The organism is Polaribacter sp. L3A8 (assembly GCF_009796785.1).
In the GTDB taxonomy this organism is placed as follows: Bacteria; Bacteroidota; Bacteroidia; order Flavobacteriales; family Flavobacteriaceae; genus Polaribacter.
In genome coordinates, this window is sequence record NZ_CP047026.1 from 907,412 (window position 1) to 925,919 (window position 18,508).

Below are 18,508 nucleotides of genomic sequence, written 5' to 3' on the forward strand. Positions count from 1 at the left end.
TCTTTTATTCCTTTTCAATCATCTCCGTCAAAAACTTTTTATTAGTTCACAAAATTGGATTTTAACAGGAAAATCTCCTGTTTTAAAAATACTTTTCTTAAATATACTTATTGTTTATTCTTTTAAATTATCGTTAAACTAGAAATAAATTCCTAAACAATCTATCCTTTTTATAAAGTAAAGACACTCTTTAACTTAAATCAATTACTGAATAAAATACAATTACTTTTACATCTAATGTTCCACCATTCTCATTAATTTTAGGTTTAAGATTTAGAGGTTTATTAAATATACTTTTAGAAAAATTACCACTGGATGGGTTTGTTATAGATATCTCTCTATTTGCAACTGTAATATCCATAAAATTACTATTCCCAACAAAATATTCAGAATTCACATCTAATTCTAGAAGATGATTTGTAGCGTTATTATTATAAGGAATTGTTATATTTATATCAAATATTGTCTTATGAACGGATATTATTTTATTTGCTCCTTGAGCAGGCAACATCTCATAAACATCAGTAGTGTTTAAATCGTTAATATTAAATAATTTTGTAATTTTTTTAATGGATTCTGTAGTAAAAGTTTCCACAGCTCTTTTAGCCCCCTTAGGGGTTACAAATCTTGTGCTATCCGTTCCTGCTTCAACCTCAGCAAGTGTAGCCTGTTCAACAATACCTTTTTGAGTTGTTGTTGCATCTGTTAGTGGATGAATTGCTTCTACAAAATCATCATCGCTTCTGTTAACAAAACTATCTATAATATCTGTATAATTTTGCTCTGTTGGTTTTTTTCCTGTTCTAAAATACTCTTTTAAAACACTTCTATTTTGTTCTGCCATAATCTATTTTTTAAAGTTTTAACTAACAATATTTGTATCCCCTATAATTAAATTTCCTATTCCTTCTTTCGGTAAATTATTTATATTAGGAATCGTTAGTATTCTCTCTTCTGTACTTAACATACCTGATGTATTTTCAGCCGTAACTTTAAAATGATGATATACTGGATCTTCTTCATTTTTAATGGTTAAATTCTCTGAACCTAAATCTGTATCTAAAAGAGAAAGTTCTATAGTACTTTCATTACTCTTTAGTTCATGTATTTTAATCCAATTACCTTGAGCATTCATTTTATAAATATGGTATTTTCCTTTATAACAAGTCTTTTGCCACTGTAAGATAATATTGAATAAAATTGTTCCATCCAAGGAGATATAATCAGGCGTATAATCTAATATTGGAGCAGAAGGGTTTGTTACTTCTACCATCATAGAAGCAACTATCTTTGAAGCTTGTGATGGTTGATACTCGATAATTGTAGCGCCATTTTTATCTACATATTCAACTTTCCTAGATACTGTAATACGATAGAAAATTCCATTTCCATAAGGAACATCTTCTAAATCTTCAAAGGTATCATGTACCTTCCAAATAGATTCATTTATAATGTTTTCTTCTTCTAAATCAATAACTTTTATCAATTGCATAGTACGAACAGATTGTGCATCTAATTTATTTAAAGCACGGTATACTGTTAGTTTTTTAATATTTTGTATTTCTGGATATGCATTAATTTCTAACTGAATAGATGGAGCTATTCCTAAAACTATATTTTCCAATACTGGCATAATACGTTTTACCTCTGGAGTTTCTGGAGGGTTGGTATTTACCAATTTTATTGGTCCTAAAAATGGACTATATTCTCCCATTTTCATTTGTGAACTTACTTCACGTACTCCATAAAAATAAATATTGTTAGAGGTTCCATCTAAATTGAAGTCAACAAATTGAGTTTCGTAATCAGGTTTTGTTCCTATAATTTTCATCATTGGTGCCATATCAAAACCATTACCTTTAACATCTGGAGATAACACATAACCATTTTTATCTCTAATAACCTGTTTTTTATTAATTGGCTGGTAATCTGGAAAATTGTCTTCAGTACCTTTTATATGTTTATAAATAATGGGCACTTCTGTAAGTGGAACAAAAGCATTATATATAGTGCCTTTCACGAAGTTACGAGTTTGATCATCTTTTCCTGAAGGAGTAGTTCCAACATTAGTTTCAGGATCATTTGTATCCGTATTATATAATTTGATTAATGGATTTGGTGTATTGACAATGTTTTTATTTAACGTTTTTATAACTTCATTTGCCGATAAAAAGAAATTTAATTTATCTGGGTATGGAAATTTAAATTTATCATCATTCTCATTATTGTATGAGTACTCTTTATAATCACCATCAATTTTTATTTCATCAAAATTTAAAAAATTCCTCCAGGCTTCAGCATGGTTTATTTCGTCACTAATCTCTAATTTTTTCAATTCTTCTTTAATCTCAAGAACAGTTGATTTTTCATAAAGTGCATTTAATAATGCTTCATCATTAGATCTATAAAACAACACACTATTTGGCTTATGCTTATATTTTGTACTTATAGTATATGTAGATCTTCCAAAGAAATCAGGTCGTGTAGCATAAGCTGCACCCTTTGGTTTTTCTGGTATTTTAGCTTCTATTGTTTCTTGAGCAAACATTAAACTAGGTACACTAATTTTAGAAATATACTTATCACGCATTAAACTTAATTCTCGCTCTCTTTCACAAGCTCTTAACCCAAAAATTGAATATGCTGTTGCTCCATCTCCTTGATTAGGAATTAGATCTTTTGTAAGTCCATAAGTATCATCAGCATAAAGGTAAACTTTATAACTAGGGTAAAAATTAACTGATATATTATTTCCTGTTTGAATATGATCATAACCTTCATCTTTCAAAAGTCCTGTATTATCATACTCAGGAAATGTTGGATCATTAACATAAACTACTAAATCATTAAAAGGAGCAATTAAATCTGGTCTAATTACATTTTCAATTTTAACTACTGGTAAAACTTTACGTGTTTTTTTATTCACTCCATTTTGAACACTACCCTCTGTAAATATTCTAGCAGTACCTCTAAACCACTCTACTGATACTCCATTCTCGTTATATTGAGGGTGTTCGTTTAATTGCACACTATGAAATGTAACTTTATAATTTCCTTGATGTCTTGTTTTATAACCAGTAATTTTACCTTCTAAATCGTAAATAGCTTCGTAAGGTTCAAGTACTTTATCTACAGTTGTATGTCCATCATCAAGATTAGACCAAATTCCACGCGACTTTTCTACTTGTCGCTCAGGATTACCATCGACGTCTATAGTTTCTAATATTTCTCTATGAAGTTGTATATTCTCATCATTATCTACTTTACTTAAAAAAGTAACATCAATTTTTAATGGTATTGGATTAGGTATTCCCCAACTATCCTTATTTTGCATGTTTTCTATTGCCATAAAGTAACCTTCTCCAGTTATTTGAATTGGCTTTAAATTGGTTGCATCTAAAGATGGAATATCATTTAAAAGAGCATCACTAACTTCCTTTTTGTATACAGAAAATATAATACCATCAACTCCTTGGGAAACGCTATGAATTATATGTTGTTGGTTACCTAAAATAAACGCACCTCCACTATAATTATCTTCTGTACCTGAAGTTATTGTAGGTGTTATCGTTTTATTTATACTCGCTAAAAAATAATCTTCCACTAATAAGTCAGATAGAAGTTCATTAGTATCATTGTCAACAACAGAAATTACTTTCCCTTTAACATTATTTGGTACTTGGTCTCTAAAAAAAACTTCAATTTCTTTTGCTAAAATTTCTTCTTTATCAGAGTAGAAAACACTCGAATCATCATAGTTAATAGCATCTAATATTTCTTCATTTGTTACACTAGAATCCAATGGTATCATTCTCGTAATAAGCTCATGACTGGTGTCATAGTCAAAAGTTAATCTTACAAAAGTATCATCATTAGTTATCTCGGAAAGCGTATCCTGTTCTTCCTTTGATGTTAAAAAAAGTGGTTGCTCAGGTCTAATTAATAATGAATTAACATTAGAAGGTGGTATTAGTGTGTTTTTAGGTTGTAATTTTGTTACTATAGACTTCTCTAAACTACTATTATCTAAACTATTAGTTGTTACTCTAGAAAACCAATTAATCCCATAAGAACGATAATAATGAACACCACTTCTATTTTGTTTGTGTATATAGAGGGGTTTTCCTGTATCCGATATTTCTAATACTCTTGTTTCATAATGTTCACTACCAGAAGAGTCTAAATTAGAATAATTTGGATCATTTGCCAGTTCTGGTTTTTGCCAATTTGGTTCGTCTCCAGGAAGTCTTTCAGTAGCTCTATATTCATACTCTAGTCCTGAATAAATAGGATCTGTGTAATTTGATAATGAAAATTCACTTTCATTTAAATAAAATAGTGATTCAATTAAATCTGACGGTTGATTTTCAGCATATAAAGATACATATCTAGATTCCCCGTTACGAGCATAACCATCTTCATCTGTAATATTTGATTTTTCTCCCTCATTTCCTAGAAAAGCCCCTGGTACAATTTCTTTTAAATCTACTGGTAATGGTAAGCGTTCATCCTCTATTTTTGTTGGTAAACTCATTGCCAAATGCTTTACCTCTCTTTTACCCAAACCATCTTCTAAGTCTCCAGTAGAAACATAAGCAGATATATAAACATACTCTCCTTCAAAAACAGTAGTATCCATATCTAAGAATCCTAAACCTAACATTCTAGCTATATGATAATCGTATGCTGCTGAATTTAGTTGGTCTAAGTTTGAAATTTTAATAAGTTCAAAATTTTCATCATTTTCGCCAATACTTTCATCAATAGGAACTGACTCTATTGCTGTTGGGTTTAATACGTCTTCATTACTTAATTCTATATACTTTTCGACAATTTGTTTTATATTCCTATTCGATTCATCACCTACCATAGGACGGTCCCATTTTTTTTTGTAATTATCTACTTTTACATATGCACCATCATTAAAACGTTGCCAACGACCATTTACTGATTCTGGAGATGGTTCTAATTGTGAAAATGCAATATCGTTGACTAGTGTTAAACCAAAATCTCCCATAAATGACAATTCATCACTACTATTTACTGAAGTTATAAAATCATTATAAAATTCAAATTGAATTTCAGATACTTGGCAGTTTGTTGGTTTAAATCGAATACTTCTTATATTTTCATTGACTACTCTTACAGTATTTAATTCTGATGAAGAAAATGTTTTTCTTGAAGAAACTACTTTAAATGAAGGTTTTGTAGAATCTGATACAGATAAACTTTCTAATTGCAAAGAAGAGTTAGAAATAGTATTTACAGTTTTTAACTCTACTGCAAAAAACAATTCTTTTTTGTTTTCAATTTCAATAAGTTCATCACCATAACTTTGAATAAATCCAGATGGATCTGATAAAGGATTGATTGATGCTCTTACTTGATCATATTTTATTGTACTTCTGAAATACACGTAAAACTTGCGATCATTTGTAAAACTATATATCCAAAATTTATTATTATCATTAATAATTGTTGGGCTTTCAGACAAGTCTAGTGTAAATTGAACTTTTTGATATGATGTTCTATAAACAGTTACTATATCATTTGGTTTATTAAAATTATTTGTATTTGTAGCATAATTTCTCTTGGGCAAGTGTTTTTCTCCTAAAACGCCTCCGAAAGCCCATCTTAGATGAATCCCTTTGGTACTATCAACACCTAATGAACCAACGGACTGTAAATAAAATGTTGGTGTTTGTAATAATGTGTTTTCTGTGATTGATAAATCAACTATACTTTTACAATTTAATCCATTATCTTGTATTATCCAGCCAAAGTTCTCTATAATAGCTCTTGCTTCTTCGCCATTACAATATGAGCTTTCTACAGCAAAATGAATGTCTGGCTTTAAATTAAGTTTACTCCAACCAATTAAAAGTGCATCATAATTTTTAGTGGATAATTTAACTCCTGTGAAAATACTTGTTCTAGGTGGTGTTAGTGGTGACGAGCTACCCAAAAAACCCATATTTTCTACATTGCTCACATCCCAAGCTCCTAAATTTTGGTCAAACGATGATGCGCTTAAGAACATAGAATCCATGTTTGTTATGTTACTTACATCCCAATCCCCAATATCTTGATTGAAAGTTGAGGCTCTGTAGAACATAGAATCCATATTCGTTATGTTACTTACATCCCAAGAACCAATATCTTGATTGAATACAGTAGCGTTTGAAAACATTTCCGATAAATCGGTAACATTTGATAGGTTTGGAAAATCTGAAGCATTACTTATTAAGTTTATACACCCTTTAAAAGCTCTATACATAGAGTTCCATTCGATGTCTCCCCATTGTTCAATAGTTAAAACCTGTAATGCTGAAGCTGAAGAATTGAAATATACTTGAGGAAAAATTCCTGAAATTTTCACTGTATATTCTCCAGAATTCTCATAATTATGTGTAGCATTTTCTGTAAAACCAGTTTCTACAATTCCATCTCCCCAATCTACTTTATAACTATACCCATTACCATTTGTAGGAATTGTTATTTGTTTTTCTACAGATTGTTCGCTAAGTAACCAGGTTGTAATAAAAGCTTTTGTAGTAAAATCTTCAATAATTTTTACTTTAACAGTATTTTGTGAAGTATTGTTATTTACAGTAAATATTAAATCAACATCTCCGATATCATTAGATGTGAGTTCTGCCGTATATGTACCATTATCATTATTGATAGTTTGGGTTAAGTTACCCAAAGAATTTGAGATTACAACTGTTTCTTCTCCTAGAGTGATCTTTTCTCCAGCACTATTTTTAAGTTGAACTGTAATAATAGAAATGTCTGTTCCATTAGCATATATTGCAGAACGATTGGCTGTTATAGTACTTAGGGTTAAATCTATATCTTGTTCTAAAACTACTTCTACTGTATTAGTAGCTTGTATATCGTTTACTGTAAATGATAGTCCTGCAGCTCCTGCGGTAGATGATGTAAGTTGTGCCGTATAAGTGCCATCATTGTTGTTTATAGTAGCAGTTATATTTCCAAGATTTGTTTCAATAACAACATCTTGAATATTTGTAACACTATTTCCTGAACTATCTTTTAAATGAACTGTAATAATAGAAATGTCTGTTCCATTAGCATATATTGCAGAACGATTGGCTGTTATAGTACTTAGGGTTAAATCAATATCTTGTTCTAAAACTACTTCTACTGTATTAGTAGCTTGTATATCGTTTACTGTAAATGATAGTCCTGCAGCTCCTGCGGTAGATGATGTAAGTTGTGCAGTATAAGTACCATCATTGTTGTCTATAGTAGTAGTTATATTTCCCAGGTTTGTTTCAATAACAACATCTTGAATATTTGTAACACTATTTCCTGAACTATCTTTTAAATGAACTGTAATAATAGAAATGTCTGTTCCATTAGCATATATTGCAGAACGATTGGCTGTTATAGTACTTAGGGTTAAATCTATATCTTGTTCTAAAACTACTTCTACTGTATTGGTAGCTTGTATATCGTTTACTGTAAATGATAGTCCTGCAGCTCCTGCGATAGATGATGTAAGTTGTGCAGTATAAGTACCATCATTGTTGTTTATAGTAGCAGTTATATTTCCAAGATTTGTTTCAATAACAACATCTTGAATATTTGTAATATTATTGCCTGAACTATCTTTTAAATGAACTGTAATAATAGAAATATCTGAACCATTAGCTATTATGCTGTTTGGGTTAGTTATTATAGTACTTAGGGTTAAATCAATATCTTGTTCTAAAACTACTTCTACTGTATTAGTAGCTTGTATATCGTTTACTGTAAATGATAGTCCAGCAGTTCCTGCGATAGATGATGTAAGTTGTGCCGTATAAGTGCCATCATTGTTGTCTATAGTAGTAGTTATATTTCCCAGATTTGTTTCAATAATTACCTTTCCTCCTCCTACTGAAATATCATTTTCTAAATTATCTTTTAACCGAACTGTAATGATTGAAAAATTTGTACCATTAGCAATAATAGTAGTTATGTTAGCAGTTATAATGCTTTTTTCTAAACTTATATTTTTGCATTCTGAATCTATTCCATAATCAGTAATTTGCCAATTAAAATTACTAATTATTCTAGTTTTTGCTTCTTGTCCAAGACAAATTGTAGAATGTGATGACAAAGCTACACCTTGTTTCAAATTCAAATTACTCCACCCGATTAAAAGTGCATCGTAATTTTTAGTTGACAAGATTGTAAATTGAAACATATTATTCATAAAAACCACATTCTCTACATTCCAATTACTTAAATTTTGATTAAAAGTAATAGCAGCTTCAAACATACTAGTCATATTAGTAACACTACTAACATTCCAGTTACCAATATCTTTATTAAAGGTATTTCCCCATGGAGTAGTACCGGAAAAAATACTATGCATATTTGTAACATTACTTACATCCCAGTTTTCAATATTAGAGTACTCATTATTTGAAAATATACTAAAAAACATTTGAGACATATCTGTTACTGAAGATAAATCTGGGGTATCTATAGCTAATATTTTTACGCTTGTATACATAAAAGCCTTTTCCATAGATTTCCAAGGAATATTACCCCATTGATCTATAGAAACTATTTGTGGTCTATAGTGCTCAATATCTAAACTATAATCTCCGTAATTAATATGATTTATAATTCCTGTAATTTTAACAACATAAAGGCCCCAATCTTGATACTCATGGTGTGGGCTAGATGTTAAGCCTGTTTCTATAGTGTCATCTCCCCAATCTATTGTGTAATTATTATCATTTCCTACAATAGGAATAGTAGCAGATTTATTATTTGAGTTTGATTGCTGCTGAAATACATTTAAAGTTAGAATAAAGGCATTTGGATTATTTTCATTTATCGGACTCATCTTTTTCTAGTTTTCTTTTTTTATTAAAATGTTCTCTACTAACACGTCACTACTTTCAACATATTTAGAACCGTTCCATACTTTATATATGAATCTAAAATTTAATATCTCAACAGTAATTTCATTACTACTATGCATAATTAATGCTTGTGAATAATCTTTAGAATACAATACTTTATAATCAACATCTATACTTCCTGAGGCATTAACCACCGCAATACTGCCTTCTATATCTTCTAAAGGAATTTTAGGAATATTAAAGGGTTCTGGATTTCTAATTAAAATACCAATAGTTTTATCTGTGGTAGAATTCTTTAAAATATTAAACTCTGTATTTGTAGGCGGGTCTAAAGGGACAAATTTTAGAACTCCTGCTGTTGCTCTATCAAATAAATGATAGTATTGAGATTCTAAATTATCACTATTAACATCATTATTTCCAGCTACTATATTATATGCTGTAGTAATTTCTAACTCACTTAAATTTAAAGGAATTTCAAAAACAGCTTGTCGTTGTTCAATTACATTGTTATTAGTATCTAATTCTTGTAACCAATAGCTTTCTACCTGTTCTTTAAAATTATCATATTTTGATGTTTGAAAAACGAACTGATGTACCTCTTCGCTTTTTGCATTTTCTAGTGAACTTGGGCTCTCTTTATCGAAAGCATTATAAACTTGAGCAGTATATAATTTACTAGGTTTTAAATTTGTTAATGTTGTATTGAAAGAATAACTATTAGGTACTATAGCTTTTCCTATTTTTAAATCGCATTTTATTGCATCATCATTCTCGTTAATATGTTCTACCATCTTATTTAATATCTGTAAGTTGGCAGGAATTCTAGGGTCATTATCGATATTCCAAGTAGCCTCTTCTTTTCCTATACTTAGAATCGTTTGTTCTATGTTAGTTCCATTAACTTCTCCTTGAATTTTACCACCTATTAAATCTTGATTATCAGATAAAATTGCTTCATCATCAACTCTAATATGTTGCCTATTCATTAATTTAGAGAATAATACAGTGTACCCTTCTAAAGATTGACCATTCTTATCTATAATATTTAATTCTATTGGAACTTCTACTTTTTCATTATTTGTCAACTGAACTTCTGTCCAGTCTACTTTTAACCAAGTAGCTTCCTCTTCTTTTCCTATTTCTAGAATAGTGTATTCTATGTTTGCTCCATTAACCTCAAATTGTATTTTCCCTCCAATTATATTTTGATTATCAAATAGAATAGCTTCGTCATCAATTCTAATATGTTGTCTATTAATTAAGTTAGAAAATATTACTTTATACTCTCCTAAAGATTGATCGACTTTATCTAAAATATTTAACTTTACAGGAACTTCTACTTCTTGATCATCTAGAGGCAATAAAACATCTACCCAATCTATTTCTAAAAATGTGGCAAAAGTTTCTCCATTTGGTATCAACTCTCTTTCAAAATCAGTAGGCAATGGGTAAGGAATAACAACATTTGTAACTGGATCTTTAATTGTAATGTGCATATTTCCAGTTAATTCTGGCAAACCATTATATGCCTCCCATTTACTAAGCATATGATACGTTAACGGCTTACTAAAATAAATTGCAATTTTACATTGATTATTTCCATAGAAAATTGGTTTTGCCTGTAATAAGCTACCATCTGCATTAGGGTATGATCTATCATAATCTATATACTGACGTAATGAAGTTAATGGGTATTGATCTGGATTTGCACCAGTTGGTAAATAATCTACATTCGAATCCTTATGATAATGACCAAGTGGCCCTGCAGTTTTAAACCCATAATAATAATCAAATATACCTTCAGCACTATTACCATTATCTACTTCATCTTTTAATCTAAAGCGGATATAATACTTGGTATTTGGTCTCCATATTGGTTGTATTGTTTTTTGTACAGCAGCAACCATGTCTTCCTGCTCTTTTTCTACCGCTTCTTCTCCTGGAATTGTTAAATTATACTCTTCATTCTCAACTGTCATCCAACAAACTTCTTGTAAAGAAGTTGTATAATACTTAGAGCCAACTATTCTATCAACCTGCTTTCCAACTTCGAATCCTTTTTCATTTTGACTCTCTGAACTCTGTATTTGCATGAATCCTATACCACCATTTATTCTGTTTTTTGTCTCTATAACAATTTTGGAAACTAAAATTTGTTCTTCAGGACTATCAGTAGGTTCTTCAGGATTATAAATAATCTCTTCAGATAATTCACTTGCTGTTTTATACTCATTATCAATTTCTACATATACAGCATTGTTATTTTCTATGCCTGTAGATTTATAATATCGAATGGTTACACCTTCTCCATAAGTTGTTAATTGTAAACTGATTTCTACAGATGGCTCAGGTAAAATTATTATTAGATGATTACCATTATCAAACTCTAAGGATTTATCAAAGTCAGAAAATCTATCAAACTCTAAATCGTTAGGGGTCTCTTTTATTCTAAAGTTATCATCACTAACAGTTACATCTTGTGTTCCGTCTTTATTTATATTAACAGAAGTTTCAAAACCTTCCTCTAATGTAAAGTATGCACCATTAATATAATGCCCAATATATTGTGTTGGTGGGAAATATGTTGTTCCTAATTCTTTATTTAAAAAGTTAGCACAGTCATGTACTATTTCTTCACTCTTACAAAATAATTCTGATGGTGTTACCCCATATTCTTCTGGAATTAACCAACCAGGTTCACCTGCTTCTGTGTATGAAAAAGGATTGGTGGCTAACAATCGAATAGCGTCATATTGATTTCCAGCTCTTTGCCAATATCCAATACGAAGATTATTTACTTTTCCTCTATCCTCTAATTTCACCAAAGCTTCAAAAGGGTGATATTCTACCCATTCATTAAAAGATGATAATGCTTTTATTTCTATATCTTCAATAGAATATTTATGTTTCACTTGGCGAATTTCCCTCCCCCCCCTTATTACTTTCTGAGGAGGTACTAAATCAATAAAATTATCTGCACCACCTGTATGACCTCCAATTATTGTAGAAACAGCGATTGGATTTAATCCTTTTGCTGTTTTAATATCAATATAGGTGTCTAATGGAATTGTCTTAGTAATTTCTATGTTTGGATTCACTATAAAATCACCTGCATTATCTACATTAATGAAATCAAGTTCAAAAGATTCATTAGTTAACATATGCATTCCCTGTACCAATTCTTTGGTTCTATCTGTGTCTCCTTCATAAGGTAATGCAGGTATAGGAGACACATCAATTATATTGCTTTCCTTTCCTAATTTTATTTTAATGGTAAAACTCTTACATATTTTTTTCCAAAAAATCTTAATACAAACTTTCAGTTTAATTTCTGCATAAATTAAAAAAGGCTTTGGAGCTTCTACAGAGAAAATTGCATCTAACCCTATAGTTACACCTACAATCCAAATATCTATGTCTACCATACCACCTAGAGCTAGGTAACCTCCAATTTGCGGACGTTCAAAACTTACAAAACCTCCAATTTCTAAGTATGCATAAATATGTACTTTGGCCGGACCAAATCGTTTTTTTAAATTAAATTCTACTCTTGCGCCTACTTCTATCCCTCTCGCAGAAAGTGATAAATATGATTGGGCTGTAACTATTGTTAATACTTTTGCTGTTACTGGGTTTTCTTTAGTTCCAAAATTGACATACCAATTTTTTTGACCATTAAAAAAGAAACCAGCTTCTGCTTTTGCTTGTAAATCTATAATCGCACCATTATCTTGCGGTAATTGGAAATCAGCTCCCATTCCCATTTCTATTGAATTATCCCCCCATGCAACAAATGCAAAAAATGGTGGTTCACGATTATCATCTAATCCTAAACGAGCACTTAAAATGGACGCTTTTCCTTCTACAAGAAATAAAGTAGGCAAGGATAATAGAAGCATTGCTCTCACAGAAATAACTGTTCCACTATCGAAACTTGTACCCAAAACTGCACCAGCTCCTAATGAAATAGGAACATCATAGCCTTCAGTTCTTTCTGGACCACTAAATTTAGAAACATGAACCCCTTTGGGTGGATGTGTATAATAGTCATACCAAGTATCTTCTCCAGATTTTAAACCTACGGCTTCTTTTTCTGCTACATAGCGGAAACCTAACAAACCTCTAAATCCATAAATCCCTAAAGGACCAATTGGTATTGGTGCTGGTAAATCTATATGTGCATCTACTACAAAGGCAGGATATTTTGGTTGCAATTTCATAGCTGCACCACCCGCAATTTTAGCTTTTGGTAATTTTAAAGAAACTTCACCAACATATTCTTGAGATTCTCCTGGTTCTGGAATGGATAACATACCATGTATAATAGCCAATGCTGCTCCTGGACTTGCAGATCCTGGAATTACTAAATCTACTTCTATGGTTTGTATACGTAAGAAATTATCTCCTCCTGAATATTTTAGATTTCCATCGGTATCAAGCTCATCATTATCCACTGTGTAATAATATTTTACACCTTCACCACGTGCATCAATACCTAAAGGATCTAAACTAATAGCCCCATCAAAACCCCAATAGTTGTATTTACGCATTCTATCTTGGTTATCTTCTTGTTGATAAGAACCAAAGTGAATACCTGTAACAGCCATATCTATTGGCCCAAGGTTTAATGAAATGTTAGTAGGAATAAATGCGTTACCCCCAACAATTTCCATTGAACCATTTTCATAGATTCTTAAATTAGGGAGCTGAATTTTTTGGTCTCCAAGAATCTTTTTCATTATTGAATTCTCGAAACCTATTTCGCAAGCAGTTCCTAAGAAAAAACGATCATCATCTTTTCCAATCTCTACAGATAGAAAATCTATGTTTATAAAATTGAATAAACTTAAACGACGTGGGTCTTGTAAAAAAGAGGCGGTTAAAGAAAAATCTTCTGCACTATACCAATGTCCCTCCAAATCGACAATTGCTGTATCATCATCAGGGTTGGTAAGGTCTTTAAATTTTGGTATTTCTATACGTGCTTTTAAGTTAGACTCTACAACTTGCCCATGATGAAATGTTAAATCAAAGCGATTAAACCCAAGCCTCCAAGCTTTGTCTGTATTGCTTCCTAATTGAAACCACATGAATTGGTTTGGGTCTATATTGCCTATAAAGTTGTTGTAATTTATTTCATTATCAAAAGTTAAAGTTTCAGTGCTTGTCGTTATTGTTAATGGATATTTAAATTTTAACAAATAAGGAGACTTTAACTCATTTATATGTGCCAATAAATTAGATTGATCTGTAATGTTTTCTTCAATTCCGTTAGAAGTTACAATAACAGAAGAACTATAATCAATATTAAAATAGTTTGAAAAATAATCTGTTACCTGACCTGCAGCATCTACTGCAGAAGTAGCTCTTAAAGCAATGGTTCCAGACATTCCACCTGTTCCAATTAATAATTTCTCTCCAGAAATGGCTAACGTTTGTTCTGTCTCTTTTTTAAACCATTTTTTAGGAAGGAATATATCTGTACGTTCCATATAAACGCCCATAAATTCTGGTGGTCGATTGTCTAAATCTGCTTCTGTAATGTTAGTGGTTTTACTTAAATCTATCTTTAGGTTTTGTATGTCTACAATTAACCCTGTATTGCCAATTTGAGCAGGGTAATTGGTATTTAAAACCAAATCTAAGTTATACCCAAAACCTTCTTCTGTATCTGCATAAAATAATGCTTCTTCAAAGGTTAACAATACTTTTGGACCTCCTTCTGAGTCTACAGGTAATTCTGTTAAAGCTTCTCCTGTAAGTACTAAAGGCAATCCATTTTCATCTACACCATTAGGGTAATTACCATACTCATCGTAAACAGGTTTTAGAATATTTCTAGGAAATTCTATTCCTGCAGATAAGGTAAGAGTAGCTCTAAATTTTGGAATGATGATATCTTTGATATATTCTTCAATATCTTGTGGCAATAAGGATCTAAAAAATTCTTTTAGTTTTACTTTGGTGTCTTCTAAATCATTTTTAGATATATAGGTAGCAAAACCTATTAAGGTAGCATATTTTTGAGATTGATTGTAAATTTCTGATACAACATCTACTAAAGTTGTTTCTTGTGTTGGTGTCAATAAGTTTACATAACTATTGGCATCATTAATATCTGTTACAAATTGCTCTAAACTGGTAATACTATCGTTTACAGGTTCTGTAAATGTATTAATAAAGTTAGCAATTGCTTGTTCTTCTGAAATGTTTAATACACGCAATGCTATTTCAAAAAACTCTTGCGGAGCAAAAGAAAAATTTGCTAAATTAAAATCACGAAGGTATGCTAGAATTTTCCATTCGTATTCTACTGTAATTGGAAATGCTGAAATATTTGTAGCATCTGCATCAGGATTCAATACTAAATAAATACCTGTACCAGGTAACTCTATATCTAATCTTTTAGAAACAATAGACAAACTATAAAAAGCTGCATCTCCTCTTGGACTTTTGTTGTATTGTAAGTCTTTATAATGTATATTCTCAAATAAAGAATCAATGCCATCTTTTATAAAACCAAGGATATCTGGAATATCTTCTGTACTCACTACAGAAGACAGTTTAGGATAATACCTATACGCTACAACTGCTGTATTATTATTTTGATCTGGCATATTTTATTTTTTACAATTTTTGTATTCTTCTATAATTTGATATAAATTCTCTTCAATTTTCACACTAAATGCATCTTGTTTTATTTCGTTAGAAAGTGATGTACAACCAGATAAATAGGTTGCTAACTTTTCTGCTAATTTTTCATTAGAGCGGTTATCTATCATAAAGCCTTTCTTTTGCGTACTTACTTTTATGACATACTTTTGTTTTTCTACAGGGTCTTGTAGTAGCATACTATTTTTCTCTTTTTTTAAGAGTTTATAGTAATAGGCGTTGTTAAATTTAAGTGCATTTAAGTTTTGTATTTTTTTAAATGCTTCGCCTTGTGTTTTTAAACCATAAAAGCATTCTGATTTTACGGTATTTAGACAGAAATAATTATTGTCTTTTGCATTAAAGGTTTTGTAACGTATTTTCCCTTTTTCATTAGCATAACGTACCTGTGCGATCTGTCCGTAATTATCAGGACCATATTCAGGTAGTTTTTGCCCTGTTTGCTCAATATCCCATTTTTCGAAAAGGATGGAAATATGCCCTTGGTATCTTTCTCCTTTTTCATCTATAAGGTACCCTGGTACTCCAATAAGGTTAACACTTCTTTCTTTTGCTAGGTTTAACTTGGCATTATAATGTTTGTTCTTTTTAATTTTTGCCTGATGCTCTAATAGATAACCTTTATATACTAGCTCTATAATTAGTTCTTGTAAAAATGCATTGTTGTTTTTACTGTAATAACGGTTTGCTGTATAGGTAAACTGATTATTATCCCATGTAGTTACGATGTATTTTTTAGAAGCTAACTCTCTGTTTGCTGTATTTAATGTAGCAACTTTTATACCGTCTAAATCGTATACATAAATAGTGGCTTCTTTACCATTATAACCAGCACTTCCTAAACCTATTCTGCCTACAATACGCATTTTACCTCTTTGTGTAAAAGTGATGCTTTTATTGGCTTGAACTTGTGGATAGTATTGGTTTCTTATTTGTATTTCTCGTTGTTTTTTCTCTTTTGCCTCTAACTTAGATTTTACTACGATAGATGTATATTTTTCTTCTAAATCTTTATTGTTGTTTTTAAAGAAAGTTTTTAAAGCTACCTCATTAAGTCCGTTTGCATTAAATAATTTGTATTTAATAGTTAATAGATGCGTAATAATACGTTCTACTTTAAGTGAGGTTATAAGTACTTCGTACTCTACCTGTGCTTTTTTAGTACCGTCTGGTGTTTGTACTTTTAAGAAATGATAAATTTCTTCTGTACCATTATCTTTCCCTGTTAAATCTGCATAGAGTAGCTCTTTACCTGCTAAAGAAGTAAATACATAATGGTCTCTGTAAGGAGAAGTTACTTTGGCAATTTCTTTTTTGTCTAAAGAAATAATCCCTTTTTTTACTTTTATTTTTTGAGCTTGCCCAGTTTGTACTATAAGGAGTAGTATAGTAATGGTCAATATGTATATTCTCTTTTTCAATGTATTTTTTTTAGTGTATGGTTTTACCACATAGATATAGGTTGTTTTTTAACTTTTTCTAAATACCCCAATAGCTTCTAATAGTTGTGGGTTGTTTTCTAATGCTATGCTTGCCATGGCATAGAAATCTTGCATCCAGTTTGCCATAGTTTGTAAGGCTTGGTCTTTTTGTTTGGTGGCGTCTTGACTTTCACCTACTTCTTTTAAGTAATTTGCCCTAGCTTGCTGGGTTTCTGTTAGTAATGTTTGTGCTTGGGTTAGCTCTTCTTCTGTTATGTTATAACTGAGTAAGTCTGTTTTTAGGTTTGTATTTTGGTTTATTTGTGTGTAAAAATGCTGTATGGTCTGTATTTTACTAATGTATATGGTAGGTGTTGTACCCACGAGTTGTAATTGCGCCAATACTTGTGGTTGACGTTTAAATTTTGCTTTTGCTTTTTTACGGTGCAGGCTGTAGAGGTTAAAAAGTGTTTCTCTTTTTGTTTTAAATGTGTTGAATGCTGCCGTAGTTTCTTGGTCTTCTTGTTTGTTGAATTGCCAAATGTTTTGAGTACTTGTTAACAAGTTTTTACCTTCTTCTATTTTGGTTGCATCATAACCAAAATTGGTTATTCGTGTAGCAATTTCTGTTTGTTGCTGACTGTTTTCTATGGCTATATGCCATTGTTCTAATAGTGCTATTTCTGATTTCTTATTCTTTGCCATTTTTTTGTTTTTAATAGTGGTGTTTTACCACATAGACACATAGGTTTTTATCTTTTCTGGTTTGTTTTGTATTTCTACTTGTTTATTTTGCATTTCTACATATTGGTTCTCTATTGTTATGGGTTCATTTTATACTCCTACTAGTTTGTTTTGTATTCTTAGTAGTTGGTTTTACATTCCTACATCTTTGTTTGCCACTCCTACTTATTGTTTTGCTATTCCTACGCTTTTTATTTGCCTCTATTTTGGAGGAGGTGGAGGAGGAATGATGCCTCTAGTTTGTTGTACTGTTGTTTTCATTGCTTTATTATTTGTTTTTGGTAAGCGCTTATTTTTCTTTATTTTGAATTCTTTTATGCATTTTTATTAATTATAAGGGTCTTCTTCATAGGCCACTAAGCCATTAATAAATTCTGTAAAAGAATTGGCTATTTTATAGGGAACCACCGTATCTGGAAAAAACTCAAAAATGGCACCATAATCTTCTTCATCTAAAGACATACTGAGAGAACCTGTATGTGTCTTCCCTATTCTAATATGCTGTATTGGAGTTGGAGCGTTGGGGAAATAATAACCAAGCCCTCTGCTATTTGCATATTGAAGTTCATCCCCTCCATATTTTAAAGGGAGAAATTTAAAAAATTCAATTTCATCTTCTAAAGGCTCAAAATAGACCGTTAAATTTACATCTGCCCCCCCTCCATTATATTTTAGTAAATGTTGCTTGTATGCCTCCGGTAAGGTTGCGCCTATAAAAGTTTCAAAGGCATCTATATCCGTTTGTTCTATGAGTTCTTCTTTTGCTATAAATTGTATCATACT

Annotated in this window: 6 protein-coding genes; all 6 read right to left on the reverse strand. The window is 30.9% G+C overall.

Going from position 1 to position 18,508, the window contains the following annotated elements:
• Positions 1–190: 190 nt before the first annotated feature.
• Positions 191–844: a hypothetical protein gene (locus GQR92_RS03455; protein ID WP_158837814.1), complete on the reverse strand. Its 654-nt coding sequence runs from the start codon at positions 842–844 to the stop codon at positions 191–193.
• A gap of 18 nt (positions 845–862) precedes the next feature.
• Positions 863–8,866, reverse strand: coding sequence for an invasin domain 3-containing protein (locus GQR92_RS03460; RefSeq protein ID WP_158837815.1), 8,004 nt, complete (start codon positions 8,864–8,866; stop codon positions 863–865).
• Between the two features lie 6 nt (positions 8,867–8,872).
• Entirely contained in the window at positions 8,873–15,505 is a 6,633-nt protein-coding gene (locus tag GQR92_RS03465; RefSeq protein WP_158837816.1) for a hypothetical protein, read from the reverse strand.
• Between the two features lie 3 nt (positions 15,506–15,508).
• The gene (locus GQR92_RS03470; protein WP_158837817.1) at positions 15,509–16,981 is read right to left on the reverse strand and encodes a hypothetical protein; all 1,473 of its coding nucleotides are present in this window, start codon (positions 16,979–16,981) and stop codon (positions 15,509–15,511) included.
• A gap of 48 nt (positions 16,982–17,029) precedes the next feature.
• On the reverse strand, positions 17,030–17,686 hold the full coding sequence (locus GQR92_RS03475) for a hypothetical protein (protein WP_158837818.1): 657 nt from the start codon (positions 17,684–17,686) through the stop codon (positions 17,030–17,032).
• Between the two features lie 366 nt (positions 17,687–18,052).
• Positions 18,053–18,505 (reverse strand): SMI1/KNR4 family protein, encoded by a 453-nt coding sequence (locus tag GQR92_RS03480; RefSeq protein ID WP_158837819.1) that lies wholly within the window; start codon positions 18,503–18,505, stop codon positions 18,053–18,055.
• Between the last annotated feature and the right edge of the window lie 3 nt (positions 18,506–18,508).

Coding starts and splice junctions, on each gene's coding strand:
- GQR92_RS03475 (WP_158837818.1), bottom strand. CDS start 17,686: ATGGCAAAGAATAAGAAATCAGAAATAGCACTATTAGAACAATGGCAT.
- GQR92_RS03460 (WP_158837815.1), bottom strand. CDS start 8,866: ATGAGTCCGATAAATGAAAATAATCCAAATGCCTTTATTCTAACTTTA.
- GQR92_RS03480 (WP_158837819.1), bottom strand. CDS start 18,505: ATGATACAATTTATAGCAAAAGAAGAACTCATAGAACAAACGGATATA.
- GQR92_RS03465 (WP_158837816.1), bottom strand. CDS start 15,505: ATGCCAGATCAAAATAATAATACAGCAGTTGTAGCGTATAGGTATTAT.
- GQR92_RS03455 (WP_158837814.1), bottom strand. CDS start 844: ATGGCAGAACAAAATAGAAGTGTTTTAAAAGAGTATTTTAGAACAGGA.